14 protein-coding genes and 1 CRISPR repeat array (1 of these 15 cut by a window edge) are annotated in these 15,244 nt (G+C 69.9%); of the genes, 8 read left to right on the top strand and 6 right to left on the bottom strand.

Annotation, left to right across the window (positions count from 1 at the left end):
* A CRISPR array of direct repeats spans positions 1 to 132; the repeat unit is 28 nt; unit sequence GCTCACTGCCGAACAGGCAGCTCAGAAA (it extends 1,459 nt beyond the left edge of the window).
* Between the two features lie 53 nt (positions 133 to 185).
* Entirely contained in the window at positions 186 to 962 is a 777-nt protein-coding gene (locus tag GRF61_RS10765; RefSeq protein WP_348982382.1) for an IclR family transcriptional regulator, read from the bottom strand.
* Positions 963 to 1,211: 249 nt separating this feature from the next.
* Between GRF61_RS10765 and GRF61_RS10760 the strand changes: the two genes are divergently transcribed.
* From GRF61_RS10760 to GRF61_RS10725, 8 genes are all read left to right on the top strand, one after another.
* Positions 1,212 to 2,174: an MBL fold metallo-hydrolase gene (locus tag GRF61_RS10760; protein ID WP_169150654.1), complete on the top strand. Its 963-nt coding sequence runs from the start codon at positions 1,212 to 1,214 to the stop codon at positions 2,172 to 2,174.
* A 137-nt stretch (positions 2,175 to 2,311) separates the two neighbouring features.
* Complete coding sequence (locus GRF61_RS10755; RefSeq protein ID WP_169150653.1) at positions 2,312 to 3,994, top strand: FAD-dependent oxidoreductase; 1,683 nt, start codon at positions 2,312 to 2,314, stop codon at positions 3,992 to 3,994.
* Between the two features lie 30 nt (positions 3,995 to 4,024).
* Positions 4,025 to 4,249, top strand: coding sequence for a DUF2783 domain-containing protein (locus GRF61_RS10750; RefSeq protein ID WP_133594235.1), 225 nt, complete (start codon positions 4,025 to 4,027; stop codon positions 4,247 to 4,249).
* 84 nt (positions 4,250 to 4,333) lie between these two features.
* On the top strand, positions 4,334 to 4,888 hold the full coding sequence (locus GRF61_RS10745; protein ID WP_169150652.1) for a VOC family protein: 555 nt from the start codon (positions 4,334 to 4,336) through the stop codon (positions 4,886 to 4,888).
* Positions 4,885 to 5,907: a fumarylacetoacetate hydrolase family protein gene (locus tag GRF61_RS10740; RefSeq protein ID WP_169150651.1), complete on the top strand. Its 1,023-nt coding sequence runs from the start codon at positions 4,885 to 4,887 to the stop codon at positions 5,905 to 5,907. Before GRF61_RS10745 ends, GRF61_RS10740 begins: the two co-directional genes overlap by 4 nt.
* A gap of 296 nt (positions 5,908 to 6,203) precedes the next feature.
* Positions 6,204 to 7,241: a TRAP transporter substrate-binding protein gene (locus tag GRF61_RS10735; RefSeq protein WP_169150650.1), complete on the top strand. Its 1,038-nt coding sequence runs from the start codon at positions 6,204 to 6,206 to the stop codon at positions 7,239 to 7,241.
* A gap of 192 nt (positions 7,242 to 7,433) precedes the next feature.
* Complete coding sequence (gene maiA / locus GRF61_RS10730; protein WP_169150649.1) at positions 7,434 to 8,078, top strand: maleylacetoacetate isomerase; 645 nt, start codon at positions 7,434 to 7,436, stop codon at positions 8,076 to 8,078.
* 246 nt (positions 8,079 to 8,324) lie between these two features.
* Entirely contained in the window at positions 8,325 to 9,518 is a 1,194-nt protein-coding gene (locus GRF61_RS10725; RefSeq protein ID WP_169150648.1) for a multidrug effflux MFS transporter, read from the top strand.
* 121 nt (positions 9,519 to 9,639) lie between these two features.
* Here the strand turns inward: GRF61_RS10725 and GRF61_RS10720 are convergent, their stop codons facing one another.
* The 5 genes from GRF61_RS10720 to GRF61_RS10700 all read right to left on the bottom strand — a co-directional run.
* The gene (locus tag GRF61_RS10720; RefSeq protein ID WP_169150647.1) at positions 9,640 to 10,170 is read right to left on the bottom strand and encodes a hypothetical protein; all 531 of its coding nucleotides are present in this window, start codon (positions 10,168 to 10,170) and stop codon (positions 9,640 to 9,642) included.
* A 65-nt stretch (positions 10,171 to 10,235) separates the two neighbouring features.
* Complete coding sequence (locus GRF61_RS10715) at positions 10,236 to 11,654, bottom strand: DegQ family serine endoprotease (RefSeq protein ID WP_169150646.1); 1,419 nt, start codon at positions 11,652 to 11,654, stop codon at positions 10,236 to 10,238.
* Positions 11,655 to 11,754: 100 nt separating this feature from the next.
* The gene (locus GRF61_RS10710; protein WP_169150645.1) at positions 11,755 to 13,146 is read right to left on the bottom strand and encodes an ATP-binding protein; all 1,392 of its coding nucleotides are present in this window, start codon (positions 13,144 to 13,146) and stop codon (positions 11,755 to 11,757) included.
* Positions 13,143 to 13,820 (bottom strand): response regulator, encoded by a 678-nt coding sequence (locus tag GRF61_RS10705; protein WP_169150644.1) that lies wholly within the window; start codon positions 13,818 to 13,820, stop codon positions 13,143 to 13,145. Before GRF61_RS10705 ends, GRF61_RS10710 begins: the two co-directional genes overlap by 4 nt.
* A gap of 96 nt (positions 13,821 to 13,916) precedes the next feature.
* Positions 13,917 to 15,244 (bottom strand): ATP-binding protein (locus GRF61_RS10700; protein WP_169150643.1); only part of this gene is annotated, 1,328 nt, incomplete at its 5' end.

Raw genomic sequence — 15,244 nt, 5'->3', positions numbered from 1 at the left:
GCAGCTCAGAAACGCCCAGGCCGCGAGGCTGGATGCCACGGCCAGCTCACTGCCGAACAGGCAGCTCAGAAAGTGCGCACCGCTGACCTCCTCGCGCTGCCGACGCTCACTGCCGAACAGGCAGCTCAGAAAGCCAAGTCGTCAGGGAGCAACCGTAGAGCATGGCTCACAGCCTCCGCCGCATCTCACCCCAGCCGCTGCGCCCGATACCGCCCCAGCCGTTCCGACACCCTTTCCGCGCAGGCGCTGACTTTGCGGGCGGTGGGGCCGTCCCAGTCGGGGTCGCAGGCGTTGGCGGGGCCCATGGCGGTGATGGCGAGGGCGAGGGCGCCGGTGCTGTCGAACACCGGGGCGGAGAAGGCGTTGATGCCGGGGATAGGGGTGCCGACGACGCGCGACAGGCCGTGCTGGCGGACTTCGGCCAGCACTTCGTCCACATGGCGGCGGGACAGCCGCAGCGCCGGCTGCGGGTTGGTGGCGTAGCGGGCGAGTTCTTCGTCGAGGATGGGGCGGGTGACGCGGTCCGGCATGAAGGCGGCGAAGACGCGGCCGGTGGCGGACAGCAGCAGCGGCGTCATCACCGTGCCGGGGCGCAGGTTCACGTGGATCTGCTTGCTGCATTCCTCGATGCGCACCATGGTCGGGCCGTGGTTGCCCCAGACGGCGATGGCGATGTTGAGGTCCAGCTCGTCGGCGAGGTGGGCGATCTCGGGCGTGGCGGCCTTGATCGGGTCCAGCTCGTGCAGCGCGGTGAGGCCCATGTGCAGGGCGAAGGGGCCGAGGCCGTAGCGGCCGGTGAGCGGGTCCTGGTCCACCAGGCCGAGCTTGCCGAAGCTGACGAGGTAGGGGTGGGCCTTGGCTGGCGGCATGCCGGCTTCGCGGGCGAGGTCCTTGAGCATCATCGGCCCGCCGGCGCGCACCAGCGCCTGCAGCAGGGTGCCGCCGACTTCGATTGACTGTATGCCGCGGCGGTCGTCACCGCGGCGTTCCGCGCTGGGGCTGTCGCCGCCGTTCTCCCGGTCTTCGGCCTTGCGTTCCACTTCCAAGATGCGTCCTCTCCCCTGTTGGGCGGGCAATGGTAGCAGTTCGCCCGCGCCTGCCCGGAAGCTTGGCAAACCGGTACGTGTTTGGCAATAACGAACGTATTGACCATAGACGAACGTTGCCCTAGCATGAGCCGCATCCCCAAATAAAAGAGAGGAGACTGGCGAATGAACACCAAGGCGTTTGCGTCCCAGGCGGACCTGGAAGAGAAGAAGATCAGCTGGGAGAAGCTGTCCGACAATGCCTATGCCTACACGGCCGAGGGCGACCCGAATACCGGCGTGATCATCGGCGACGACTCGGTGATGATCATCGATGCCACCGCCACGCCGGTGATGGCGCAGGGCGTGATCGCCAAGGTGCGCGAGATCACCGACAAGCCGATCAAGTACGTGGTGCTCACCCACTACCACGCGGTGCGGGTGCTGGGCGCCTCCGGCTACAAGAGCGAGGGCCTGGAGCAGATCATCGCCAGCCAGGACACCTACGACCTCATCGTCGAGCGTGGCCAGCAGGACATGGATTCCGAGATCGGCCGCTTCCCGCGCCTGTTCAACGCGGTGGAGAGCGTGCCCGGGCTGACCTGGCCCACCATCACCTTCCAGAAGGAAATGACCCTGTGGATGGGCAAGCTGGAGGTGAAGATCCTGCAGGTGGGCCGCGGCCACACCAAGGGCGACACCATCGTCTGGATTCCCTCGCAGAAGATCTGCTTCTCCGGCGACCTGGTGGAGTACGAGGCGGCCTGTTACACCGGCGACGCCTACCTTGCCGACTGGCCGCAGACGCTGGACCGGCTCGCCGCGCTGGAGGCGAAGAAGCTGGTGCCCGGCCGCGGTCCGGCGCTCACCGACCCCGCCCAGGTGGCCAAGGGCATCGCCTACACCAAGGCCTTCGTCTCCACCCTGTACCGCAGCGCGCAGGAGGCGGTGGCGCAGGGCTACAACCTGAAGGCGGCGATGGCGCACACGCGCAAGAACATGGACCCGGAGTTCGGCCATGTCTTCATCTACGAACACTGCCTGCCTTTCGACGTGACCCGCGCGCACGACGAGGCCAGCGGCATCCGCGACCCGCGCATCTGGACCGCCGAGCGCGACCAGGAGATGTGGCACGCGCTGCAGGCGTAAGCGGCGCGGCACTGCCGCGGGCCGGCGCTTCCAGGCGCGCCGCGGCAACCGGGCCTGCACGCCAGGCCCGGCAGTACCGGTGACACGCCCGCAGATGGCGGCGCCGGCCAGGCAAGAGACAGGAGGAGGAGACCGCCGTGCTCAGCACGTATTCGTACCCGAAGTTCGCCTATACCCGGCCGCCCGAACTGGCCGAGGGTCGTGACGGCCATTACCCGGTGATCGTCGTCGGCGCCGGCCCGGTGGGCCTGTGCACCGCCATCGACCTCGCCCAGCAGGGCCAGCCGGTGCTGCTGATCGACAATGACGACACCGTCTCCATCGGCTCGCGTGGCGTCTGTTACGCCAAGCGCGCGCTGGAGGTGCTGGACCGCCTCGGCTGTGGCGAAGAGATGGTGCAAAAGGGCGTGTCCTGGAACGTGGGCCGCACCTTCTTCCGCGAGCAGGAAGTGTTCAACTTCAACCTCTGCCCGCAGCCGGACCACCACCGCCCCGGCATGATCAACCTGCAGCAGTACTACCTGGAGGACTACCTGGTGCGCCGCGCCCAGGCCCTGCCGCTGCTGGAGATGCGCTGGAAGAGCAGCGTCATTGCCGTCACCCCGGGCGACACCGGCGCCACGCTGCGGGTGGAAACGCCCGACGGCGCCTACACCCTGAGTACCGACTGGCTCATCGTCGCCGATGGCGCGCGCAGCCCCATCCGCCGCATGCTGGGGCTGGACATCGAGGGCAAGGTGTTCATGGACCGCTTCCTGATCGCCGACGTGGTGATGAAGGCGGAATACCCGGCGGAGCGCTGGTTCTGGTTCGATCCGCCCTTCCACCGCAACCAGTCGGTGCTGCTGCACCACCAGGCCGACAACGTCTGGCGCATCGACTTCCAGCTCGGCTGGGACGCCGACCCGGAAGAAGAGAAGAAGCCGGAAAACGTCATCCCGCGGGTCAAGGCCATGCTGGCCGCTGACGGCAATCCGGACCGCGAGTTCGAGCTGGAATGGGTCAGCGTCTACACCTTCCAGTGCCGGCGCATGAACAGCTTCAACCACGGCCGGGTGCTGTTCATCGGCGACGCCGCCCACCAGGTCTCGCCCTTTGGCGCGCGCGGCGCCAACTCAGGCATCCAGGATGTGGACAACCTCGTCTGGAAGCTCAAGCTGGTGATGGACGGCCGCGCGCCCGCCACCTTGCTGGACAGCTACAGCGAGGAGCGCGGCTATGCCGCCGACGAGAACCTGCTCAACTCCACCCGCTCCACCGACTTCATCACCCCCAAGAGCGCGGTGAGCAAGACCTTCCGCAACGCGGTGCTGGAGCTGGCCAAGGACTACCCCTTCGCCCGCGCGCTGGTCAATTCCGGCCGGCTGTCGGTGCCCAGCTTCCTCGTCGGATCCTCCCTCAACACGCCGGACGTGGACGCCTTCGCCGGCGACATGCTGCCCGGTGCGCCGATGGACGATGCGCCGGTAGGGGGAGACCAGCCCTGGCTGCTCGGCCTGCTCGGCAACCGCTTCCAGCTCCTCTACTACACCGAGGACGCCGCCGCGCTGGACGCCGCCACCGTGCAGACCCTGCGCGCGCTGGCGGATGCGCCCATCCCGGTGGAAGCGCTGGTGATCGCCCGGCGCGGCAGCGCCCCCGGCGGCCTCGCCACCGCGCTGGACAGCAAGGGCCGGGTGCGCGAGCGCTACGACCTGCAGCCCGGCAGCTGCTACCTCGCCCGGCCGGACCAGCATGTGGCCGCGCGCTGGCGGCGGCTGGACCCGGCGGCGGTGCGTGCCGCGCTCGCCCGCGCCACCGGCAACGCCCCGGCGCACTGAGCCGGCGCATCACCACAAGAGGACGCAGACATGGCACTCAACACCGAACCCAATTTCCATGAGCCGGGCCAGCGCTACTTCCGTGCCTTCAGCCCCGGCGACGACTTCTACGAACTGCTGATCGAGAGCCACCGCGAGCTGGACGACGCCCGCAGCGCCGAGCTCAACGCGCGCCTCATCCTGCTGCTCGCCAACCACATCGGCGACATCAGCGTACTGCGCGAAGCGCTGGCCATCGCCCGCAAGGGCGTCTGACAACCGCCCGACCGGGCATACGGACAGGCCGCCGGCCGCCCTCTCCCCGAGCGCGGTGCCGGCGGCACATGCAAGGAGACCGCCATGATCAAGCGCGTGCATCACGTCGCCTACCGCTGCAGGGACGCCAAGGAAACCGTGGAGTGGTACGCCAAGTACCTGAAGATGGACTTCATCCTCGCCATCGCCGAGGACGAAGTGCCCTCCACCAAGGAGCCCGACCCCTACATGCACATCTTCCTCGACGCCGGCAACGGCAATGTGCTGGCCTTCTTCGAGCTGCCGACCAAGGAGCCGATGGACAGGGTGGTGGACGCCGCCACGCCGAGCTGGACCCAGCACCTGGCGCTGGAAGTGGACAGCATGGAAGAGATGCTGGAAACCAAGGCCAGGCTGGAGGCGGACGGCATCAAGGTCATCGGCCCCACCGACCACACCATCTTCAAGTCCATCTACTTCTTCGACCCCAGCGGCCACCGCCTGGAGCTGGCGGTGAACACCGGCACGCCGGAGATGAACCATCGCCTGGACGAAGTGAAGTGGGAAATGCTCAACGAATGGGCGAGAACCAAGAAGGCGCCGCAGCACGCTCGCTGGATGCATGACGGTAGCCTCAACCACACGAGGACCCCCCAATGAAGCTCGCCACCCTGAAGCAGGGCGGCCGCGACGGCACCCTGGTCGTCGTCAGCCGCGACCTCGCCTTGTGCCAGCCGGTGCCCGCCATCGCCGCCACCCTGCAGGCGGCGCTGGACGACTGGTCGCGCGCCGCGCCCGAGCTGCAGGCGGTGTACGACAGCCTCAACGGCGGCGGCACCGCCGCCAACCGCCACGCCATCGCCTTCGACCCGGCGCAGTGCCACTCGCCGCTGCCGCGCGCCTACCAGTGGGCGGACGGCTCCGCCTACATCAACCACGTCGAGCTGGTGCGCCGCGCCCGCGGCGCCGAGCTGCCGGAATCCTTCTACACCGATCCGCTGATGTACCAGGGCGGCTCGGACAGCTTCATCGGCCCGCGCGACGCCGTCATCGCCGAGGAAGCCTGGGGCATAGACTTCGAAGCCGAGGTGGCGGTGGTCACCGGTGACGTGCCGCTGGGCGCCAGCCCGGAAGCGGCGGCGCAGGCCATCCGGCTGGTGATGCTGGTGAACGACGTCTCGCTGCGCAACCTCATCCCCAACGAGCTGGCCAAGGGCTTCGGCTTTTTCCAGTCCAAGCCCGCCAGCGCCTTCAGCCCGGTGGCGGTGACGCCGGACGAACTCGGCGGCGACTGGCACGAAGCCAGGCTGCACCGTCCGCTGGAAGTCGCCTACAACGGCGAACCCTTCGGCCGCCCCAACGCCGGCGTGGACATGACCTTCGACTTCGGCCAGCTCATCGCCCACGCCGCCAAGACGCGTGAGCTGGAGGCCGGCACCATCATCGGCTCCGGCACCGTCTCCAACAAACAGGGCGACCTGTGGGGCTCCTCCATCGCCAACGGCGGCGTCGGCTACTGCTGCATCGCCGAGGTGCGCATGTACGAGACCATCGCCGCCGGCAAGCCCGCCACCGGCTTCATGCGCGCCGGCGACACGGTGCGCATCGAGATGAGGGATGCCGCCGGCCACAGCATCTTCGGCTACATCGAGAACAGGGTGGCGCTGCCGGCGCGCTGAGCGCTGGCGCCCCGGCGGGTGGTGGGGAAGCACCTGGGGCTCCGGCCACCCAGGGGCCGGGCTTCCCCGGCTGCAGCGCAAGCCCCTCCCGGCCGCCGGCGAGGGCACACCGCCGTTTCCCCGGGGCCGGTTGCGGGGCATGCTTCCGCGCCGGTCGCGCCGTTTCCGCAGCACCCCGCAGTCGTCTCACCCACCGCAAGCCCCGGCAGCGCACCGCCGGCCGTAGCCGATCCACGCTCTCCGCTGCCACTGCAGCCGGCAGACGGAAACACACAAAAAAACGAGAGGAGACCGCCATGTCACGCAAGCTCGCCACCGCCTTCATCGCCACCGCCGCCCTTGCCGCCACGCTGGCCGCGCCTGCCGCCCGCGCGCAGGAAGTGGTGCTCAAGGTCGCCCACTTCTGGCCCGCCACCGCGCTGTCGCACCAGAAGGTGCTGTTGCCCTGGTGCGACAAGATCGCCAAGGAATCCAACAACCGGCTGAAGTGCCAGCTCTACCCGGCGATGCAACTGGGCGGCACGCCGCCGCAGCTCATCCAGCAGGCCATAGACGGTGTTGCCGACATCGTGTGGACGCTGCCCGGCTACACGCCCGGCCGCTTCCCCTCGGTGGAAGTGTTCGAGCTGCCCTTCATGAGCCGCAGCGCCGAGGCCACCAGCCGGGCGGTGTGGGACTACGTGCAGCTCTATGGCCAGAAGGATTTCGGCCAGCTCAAGCCGCTGGCCTTCCATGTCCATGACAACGGTTACATCCACGGCAACAAGCCCATCGAGAAGCTGGCCGACTTCCGCGGCATGAAGATGCGGGCGCCGACGCGCCTCACCAACAAGATGCTGGCCGCCTTCGGCGCCACGCCGGTGGCGATGCCGCTGCCGCAGGTCACCGAATCCATGTCCAAGGGCGTCATCGACGGCTATGTGCTGCCCTGGGAAGTGATTCCGCCGGTGAAGCTGCACGAACTCACCCGCTACCACGCCGAAACCGACCCGGCCGAGCCGGCGCTGTACACCGCCGTCTTCACCATCGCCATGAACAAGGCCCGGTACGAAGGCCTGCCGCCGGAGCTCAAGCAGGTCATCGACGCCAACTCCGGTGCCGAGTTCTCCGCCATGCTGGGCCGCGTGTGGGACGAATCCGCCGCGCCGGCACGGCAGAAGGCGGTGGAGCACGGCAACCGCTTCAACACCATCCCCGCCGCCGAGCTGGCCAACTGGCGCACCGCAACCGACAAGCTCGCCGTCGATTGGGTGGCGGAGATGAAAGCCAAGGGCTACGACGGCCAGGCCATGCTGGACAGCGCCAAAACGCTGATCCGCAAGTACGACAAGTAAGTCCCCTGGCGGGCGGCAGCAGGTTGTCTGCCGCTCACCGCTCGCCCTTACGGCCGACGGTGATGGGGCCGGCGAGTCACAGAGAGAAGGCGCTCGCCGGGGCCCCGGGGCTTTTCCCGGCCTGGCCGCCCGCGTCAGCCCGGTTGGCCACCGCCCTCTCCGACCCCAAGCCCCCAGACCAGACCGACAACGATGAAGCTCTACACCTACTTCCGTAGCTCCGCCGCCTACCGGGTACGCATCGCCCTCGCGCTGAAAGGCCTGGATTACGAGGCGGTGCCGGTGCACCTGGTACGCGATGGCGGCGAGCAGCACCAGCCAGAGTACCGCGCCCTCAACCCCGCCGGCCTGCTGCCGGCGCTGGAGGACGGCGGCCAGGTGCTCACCCAGTCCCTCGCCATCATCGAATACCTGGACGAAACCCACCCCGAGCCGCCGCTGCTGCCCGGCCCGGCGCTGGATCGCGCCCGCATCCGCGCCATCGCCCAGCACATCGCCTGCGAGGTACATCCGCTGAACAACCTGCGGGTGCTGAAGTACCTCAGCGGCACGCTGGCGGTGGACGAGGCGACGAAGAAGGCCTGGTACCACCACTGGGTGGGCAGCGGCCTGGCGGCGGTGGAACGCCTGCTCGCCGGTGACCCGCGCACCGACACCTTCTGCCACGGCGACACGCCCACCCTGGCCGACCTCTGCCTGGTGCCCCAGGTATTCAACGCCCGCCGCTTCGATTGCGACCTTTCCGCCATGCCCACGATCACGCGCATTGTTGCGGCCTGCGAGGAGTTGGAGGCTTTCGCCCAGGCATCGCCGGCGCGGCAACCGGACGCGGAGTAGAACCGGCAGGGGCGGACGGGGCAGGCCGGGGGCTGCCGTGTTCAACGGAGTGCTCGGCTATGTCTCGGGGTGAGGCTGTGAGGGGGCGCAGCTTTTGGTGGCGCGGCAAGGGGCGGCTTCTGGGACATTCCGCGCCGCGCCCCCTCTCCCCTTGCCCGCAGGGGGAGAGCCCAAGTCAGCCCTCGCTGGCGACCATGCGGCAAGCGATCGAAAAGCCAGCAGCGCTAGCCATGCAATAATTCAGGCATGAATCATCCCGCTGCCGCATTCGCCATCCTCATCACCAGCCTGGTCGCCATCGGCCCGCTGTCCACCGACTTCTACCTGCCGGCGCTGCCCTCGATTGCGGCCGCGCTGGGGACAGACTCCGCCGGGGCCCAGCTCACCCTCTCCGCCTACCTGATCGGCTTCGGCTTCGGCCAGCTCGTTCTCGGCCCGGTGTCGGACCGTTACGGCCGGCGGCCGGTGTTGCTGGTGTCCATGCTGGTCTACGTGGGCGCTTCCGCTGCCTGCATGCTGGCGCCGTCCATAGGTGGGCTGGTGGGGGCGCGCTTCGTGCAGGCGCTGGCGGCCTGTGCCGGGCCGGTGCTGGGGCGGGCCATCGTGCGCGATCTCTATGGGCCGCAGGAGGCGGCGCGCATGCTGTCCTACATGTCGGCGGCGATGGCGCTGGCGCCCCTGCTGGCGCCGCTGTTCGGCGGCTGGCTGACGGTGGCCTTCGGCTGGCGTTCCACCTTCGCCTTCCTCACCGCCTTCTCGGCGATCCAGGTGATCTTCGTCTGGCGCATGCTGACCGAGACCAACCGCCACCTCGATCCGTTGGCGCTGCAGCCGCGCAACATCATCGCCAACTACCGCGCGTTGCTGGCGGACCGCCTCTACCGTGGCGTGGTGATGGTCAATGGCTTCGGGTATGCCGGGCTGTTCGCCTTCATCTCCGGCGCCGCCTTCGTCTTCATCGACCACTACGGCTTCTCGCCGCAGGGCATGGGCCTGGCCTTCGGCTGCAACGTCACCGGCTTCATGCTGGGCACGGTGTTGTCCGGGCGCTACTCCCGCCGCCTCGGGCCGGGCCGGCTGCTTCGTCACGGCGTGTTGCTGGGCGCGGTATCCGGCGTCGCGCTGATGCTGCCGCCGCTGTTCGGCATCGACCATCCGCTGGCGCTGATGGTGCCGATGTGGTTCATCACCTGTTCGACCGGCCTGTCGCTGCCCAATGCCACCGCGATCGCGCTTTCCGCCTACCCGCACATGGCGGGTGCCGCCGCCTCGCTGATGGGTTTCCTGCAAATGGGGTTGGGGGCGGTGCTGGGCGTGGCGGTAGGCCACGGCGTGGGCGGCTCGCCGCTGCCGATGATGATCGCGGTGGCGGGCTCGATGTGGGCCAGTGCGCTGGCCTGGCGGCTATGGGTGCGGGGGCGGGAGATGGTGACGGAGTGAGCGGTGGTGGTGATCTCTCATTCCCGCTCAGCCACACCCAGGACGCACAAAAAAGGCCGGCGCACACTCAGGTGCGCCGGCCTTTTCTCCCTGTGGGGTCGGGAGTGCCGCCCGCTGGCTCTCAGGCCTGGGCTTGCGCTGCCTGCTGGCCGCCGTAGCGGACGATGCCGCGCTGGCCGGGGCCGAGTTTGACCTGGTGGGTGGTGGAGCCGGCGGCGCTGCTGACTTCCACCGTGTATTCGCCCGGGGGCAGGGCGCCCAGCTTGCTGCGGCCGTGCACCTGGGCGTGCAGCAGGCGCTGGCCGGCGGTATCAAAAATGCCTACGCGCACCTGCTCGATCTCTTCCTGGCCGCCGGCACTGGACTGCAGCGGGGTCACGATCAGCGGGTAGTGGTTGTTGCGGGCGGCGATGGCCGGGGCCGGCGCGGCCAGGGTGATGCCCAGCAGGGTGGCGGCCAGCGCCAGCGCGCCGGAGCGCGAGCTTTCGCTGCCGTCAGCCTTCTTGCTGCGCTTGCGCGGCTTGGCCGGGGTGGCGACGTCGAGTGCGGTCGAGCTGGCCTGGAGGAAGGCGCCGACGACCTCGTTGTCGAGCTGGTCGGTATTGCCGCGCGCCGATTGCGCGGCGGGAAGGGCGAGTTTGCGGATCTTCATCTCGGGTCTCGTTCTAGGCTGCGTTTTCAGGTCGGTCGATTAGATGGGGATTGGGTTGCAGAATTTCAACCCAGTTCCACCGGAACGAAGATTCGGGCGTCGTCGCGCTGCACCAGCAGGGCGATGTGCTTGCCCGCCTTGGATACCAGGGCGCGCAGTTGCTCCACGCTCTCCACCGGCTGGCCGTTGAGCGACAGGATGAGGTCGCCGCGGCGGATGCCGGCGCGGGCGGCCGGGCCGGCCACGTCCATCACCACCAGGCCGCTGGCTTCCACCTGGCGCCGTTCGTCGGGCGAAAGGGCGCGCACCGCCAGGCCGAGGCGGCCTTGGTCGGCCTTGCCGCCGGCGCTGGCGACGGTCGACTCGTCGGCGAACTCGCCGATCTTGATGTCCAGGTCGCGGCTCTCGCCCTTGCGCCACACTTTCAGCTTGGCGCTGGTGCCGGGGCGGATGGCGGCCACCCGCGGCGGCAGATCGGAGGAGCTGGCGACCTTGTCGCCGTTCAGCTCCAGGATCACGTCGCCGACCTTGAGGCCGGCTTTCTCGCCGGGGCCGCCGCTTTCCACCGAACTCACCAGCGCACCGCCGGCGTTCTTGAGGCCGAAGGACTCCGCCAGCGCCTGGTTGAGATCCTGCACCGCCACGCCGATGCGCCCGCGGGTGACCTTGCCGTGGGCGACGATCTGGTCGCGCACACCGGCGGCGACGTCGATCGGGATGGCGAAGGACACGCCCTGGTAGCCGCCGGAGCGGGAGTAGATCTGCGAGTTGATGCCCACCACCTCGCCGTTGAGGTTCAGCAGCGGCCCGCCGGAGTTGCCCGGGTTGATGGCGACGTCGGTCTGCAGGAAGGGGACGTAGCCCTCGTTCGGCAGCGAGCGCGACTTGGCCGAGATGATGCCGGCGGTGACCGAGTTCTCGAAGCCGAAGGGCGAGCCGATGGCCAGCACCCAGTCGCCGACGCGGGATTTCTGCGGATCGCCCAGCGGCACGGTGGGCAGGTTCCTGCCGTCTATCTTCAGCACGGCGACGTCGGTGGGCTTGTCCACGCCCAGCACCTTGGCCTTGAACTCGCGCTTGTCGGTGAGTTTCACCGTCACTTCGTTGGCGCCCTCGACCACGTGGGCGTTGGTGAGCACGATGCCGTCGGCGCTGACGATGAAGCCGGAGCCCTGGCTCCGGGTGGGCTGCTCGCCCTGCGGCCCGGCCTGCGGGCCGAAGCGGCGGAAGAATTCGTAGAAGGGGTCGTCCGGGCTGAGACCGGGCATGGCATTGGAGGTGCGCGTGGTGCCTTCGGTGCTGATGTTCACCACTGCCGGGCCGACACGCTGGACGATGGTGTCGAAGGCGGGCAGGGCGATGGTGGCCGGCGCCGCGCGCGGCGGGGTGACCGGCTCGGCGTAGGCCTCGCTGGCGAAGGCGCCGGCGAGGGCGAGGATCAGGGCGGAAGCGGCGCTGGTGGCGCGCAGGCTGCGGTCTTGCATGCTCATCTCCTGGGTGTTGCTCGGGGGCTCGCTGTGGAGCCTTGCCAGCGGAAACTTCCGCTGTGGGCACTACCTTAGGAGAGGCCGACTTAAGCCAGACTTAAGACATAGATTCCGAGGTGTTACCGGATGTGTTGCCGGCTGCTTCGACGGGGTTGGCGGGCATCTGGGGGGTGACCAGCGGCAGGCCGACCCGCACCCGCAGGCCGCCGGTCGGCGCCTCGTCCAGCACCAGCGTGGCCTGGTGGCTGTCGGCGATGGCCTTGACGATGGCCAGCCCCAGGCCGCTGCCGGCTTCGCTCTCGCCGGCGCGGCGGTAGAAGCGGTCCAGCACGCGTTCACGCTCCTCGGCCGGGATGCCGGGGCCGCTGTCGGTCACCTCCAGCCACGCGCGGCCGTCGCCAGCCAGCACGCTGACATCCACTTTGCCGCCAGTCGGGGTGTAGCGGATGGCGTTGTCCACCAGGTTGCCGAGCAGGGTGCGCAGGGCCTCGCGCTCGCCGCTGGCAAGCGTGCCAGCTTCCAGCACGTCGGCACCCAGGTCTATGCCGCGGGCTTCGGCCAGCGGCTGCTGTTCGGCGATGACCAGCCCGGCGAGTTCGACCAGGTCCACCTCGGTACGCACCGCGGCGCTGCCGCCTTCCGGCGACTGTCGCGCCAGCGTCAGCAGCTGCTGCACCACCCGGGTGGCGCGCCGCAGGCCCAGGCGCAGGTCGGCCAGGGCGGCGCGGCGTTCGTCCTCGCTCTCCGCCCGTTCGGTGAGCTGCAGCTGCAGCTGCAGCGCGGCCAGCGGGGTGCGCAGTTCGTGGGCAGCATCGGCGACGAAGGCGCGCTGGTTGGTCATCGCCTGGTCCAGCCGGCCGAGCAGGCCGTTGAGCGCCTGCACCAGCGGTCGGGCTTCGTCCGGCACACCTTCGGCGGCCAGCGGCGCCATGCTGTCGGGCCGGCGCGCGCCCACCGCGTGGGCCAGCCGCTCCAGCGGCCGCAGGCCGCGGCCGACCAGGTACCAGATCAGCCCACCCATCAGCGGCAGGATGAGCAGCAGCGGGGTGAGGGTGCGCAGCGCGGCGGCGGCGGCGAGGCGGTCGCGGTGCGACATCGGCTGGGCCACTTGCACCACCCGGCTGCCCATCATCAGCGAGTAGGTGCGCCAGTCGCCCTCGGAGGTGGGCACGGTGGCGTAGCCTAGCTGGGCGCGGTCGGGCAGGGCGGTGTGCGGGCGCGAGAGGTAGAGGCGCAGGCCCTGGCCGTCCCAGATCTGGATGACCATGTCGAACAGCTGGTCGTCCGGCCCCAGCGAGGGTTCGGGTTGCGGGCCGGGCAGCGGCGCGCGCAGCGACAGGGCGAGCTGGCGCAGGTGGTAGTCCATGATCTCGTCCACCTCGCCGCGGGTGGTGTGGTAGGTGGCGAGGCTGCCGAGCAGGAAGACGCCGAGGATGGCGCCGAGCAGCGACAGCAGCAGCTGGTGCCGCAGGGAACAGGGCTGGATCATGCGTCCACCGGGATGAACCAGCCGACGCCGCGCAGGTTGCGTATGCGCTCGGCGCCCAGCTTGCGGCGCAGGGCGTGGATGTGCACCTCCACCGCGTTGCTCTCCACCTCCTCGCCCCAGCCGTACAGCCTTTCCTCCAGCTGGGCGCGCGACAGCGGCTTGCCGGGCTGGGCGAGCAAGGCCTGCAGCAGGGCGAACTCGCGGGCGGAGAGTTTCACCGGCTCGCCATCCACGCTCACCGCATGGCTGGCGGGGTCGACCACCAGCCCGGCCTGGCGCAGCAGCGGCGTGGCGCGGCTGCCGCCCCGGCGCAGCAGGGCGCGCACGCGGGCGGAAAGCTCGTCGAGATCGAAGGGTTTGACGAGGTAGTCGTCGGCGCCGGCATCCAGGCCGCGGACGCGCTCGGCGACGGTGTCGCGGGCGGTGAGCACCAGCACCGGCAGCGGGTTGCCGCCGTGGCGCAGTTCGGTGAGCACGGTAATGCCGTCCTTGCCCGGCAGGCCGAGGTCCAGCAGCACCAGTTCGTAGGGTGCTTCGCCGCCGGGCGTGGCGGCGATGGCGGCGAGCGCGGCGCTGCCGTCGCGCACCCAGTCCACCGCGTAGCCTTCCTGGCGCAGGCCGCGTTGCACGCCCGCGCCTATCATCGGATCGTCTTCGACGAGCAGCAGGCGCATCTCTATCCATCTGCACAGGCCCGCGAGGCGGGCGGGCCACGATTCTAGCCCGGATCGGGATTCGGCCTCGTTTGGCGGAGCGGATGGCCGCCCTCGTCAGCGGCTCGTGGCGGTGTCGAGGGCTTGGGCGCCGTTGGCGTCCAGCCTCTCCAGCGGCAGGCTGAGGCGGGCTTCGAGGCCGCCGCCGTCCCGCGGTAGCAAGGCCAGGCTGCCGCCATGCAGGTGGGCGATGCGATCGACGATGGCCAGCCCCAGGCCGGCACCTGGCGGGCCGCCGCGGGCAGCCGAGCCGCGGGCGAAGGGACGCATCAGCGCCTCGGCCTCGGCGGGCGGAATGCCGGCGCCGCGGTCCAGCACCGCGATGCGCAGTTCCTCGCCTTCGCAGCTGGCGCGCAGGACGAAATCCGGTGCGCCGTGATGCAGGGCGTTGCCGAGGAGGTTGCCCAGCAGGCGCAGCATCGCCTGCCGGCGCAGCATCAGCGCTGGCAGGCCGGGCTGGATCTCCAGCCGGAACGCCTCGCCGCCGGCTGCGGCCAGGGCTGCCTGCAGCAGCTCTTGGAGGTCGGTGCGGCGCGGCGGCTCGCCGTCGTCGCTGCGGGCGAAGTCGAGGAACTGGTCGATGATGGCGTCGATCTGCCGGCAATGGCGCGCCATGTCGGCGGCCAGGCCGGGCGCTTCGGTGTCGCCGCTCAGCTCCACTGCCAGCCGCAGCTTGGCCAGCGGCGTGCGCAGGTCATGGGAAACGCCGGCCAGCATCAGCACCCGCTCGCGCTCGGCTTCGGCCAGCGCGGCGTTCATCTGGTTGAAGGCGCGGCCCACGCTGCGGATTTCCTCCGGCCCTTCCTCCGCCAGCGGCGGCGGGCGGTGGCCCTCGCCCAGGCTGCGGGCGGCGGCGGCCAGTGCGCGCAGCGGGCGGTCCAGCCGGCGCTGGATGAGGAAGGCGCCGAGCACGGCGAGGGCGCCGCCCAGCGTCCACGCCAGCAGCGCGGCGCCGGGGATGGTCTGGCGGCGGAAGGGGCCACGGCTGGCGAGCCAGTAGTCCTCGCCGTCCAGCCGCAGCCGCAGGTAGAGCGTGCCGCCACTGTCCTCCCGCCACAGCGCTTCGATGCCGTGCAGCGCCAGCTGGCTGGAAACCTGGCGCAGCATCAGCCGTTCCAGTGGTCGGCCGGGGCCGGCAGTGGCCTTGCCCTGGTGTTCGGTGCCGGCGTTGAAGGCGGTGACGAAGCGCTGGCGCGATTCCCCATCCAGCGCCTGCAGCGCGCCGGCGACGGCAGCTGCGTTCTCCGCCAGGGCGGCGGCGTAGCGCTCGGTGCGCGGTTGCTGGACGAAGAAGTAGAACACCAGCGCGCCCAGGATCTGGCCGACGATGATGAGGGCGGCAAGCAGCAGCGCGTTGCGGCCGAACAGGCGGTAGGGGCGATGGG

It is taken from the genome of Azoarcus sp. TTM-91 (assembly GCF_012911025.1).
Lineage (GTDB): Bacteria > Pseudomonadota > Gammaproteobacteria > Burkholderiales > Rhodocyclaceae > Azoarcus.
Note: the sequence above shows the minus strand (reverse complement) of the source record. Positions and strands in the feature narration are given on the sequence as shown.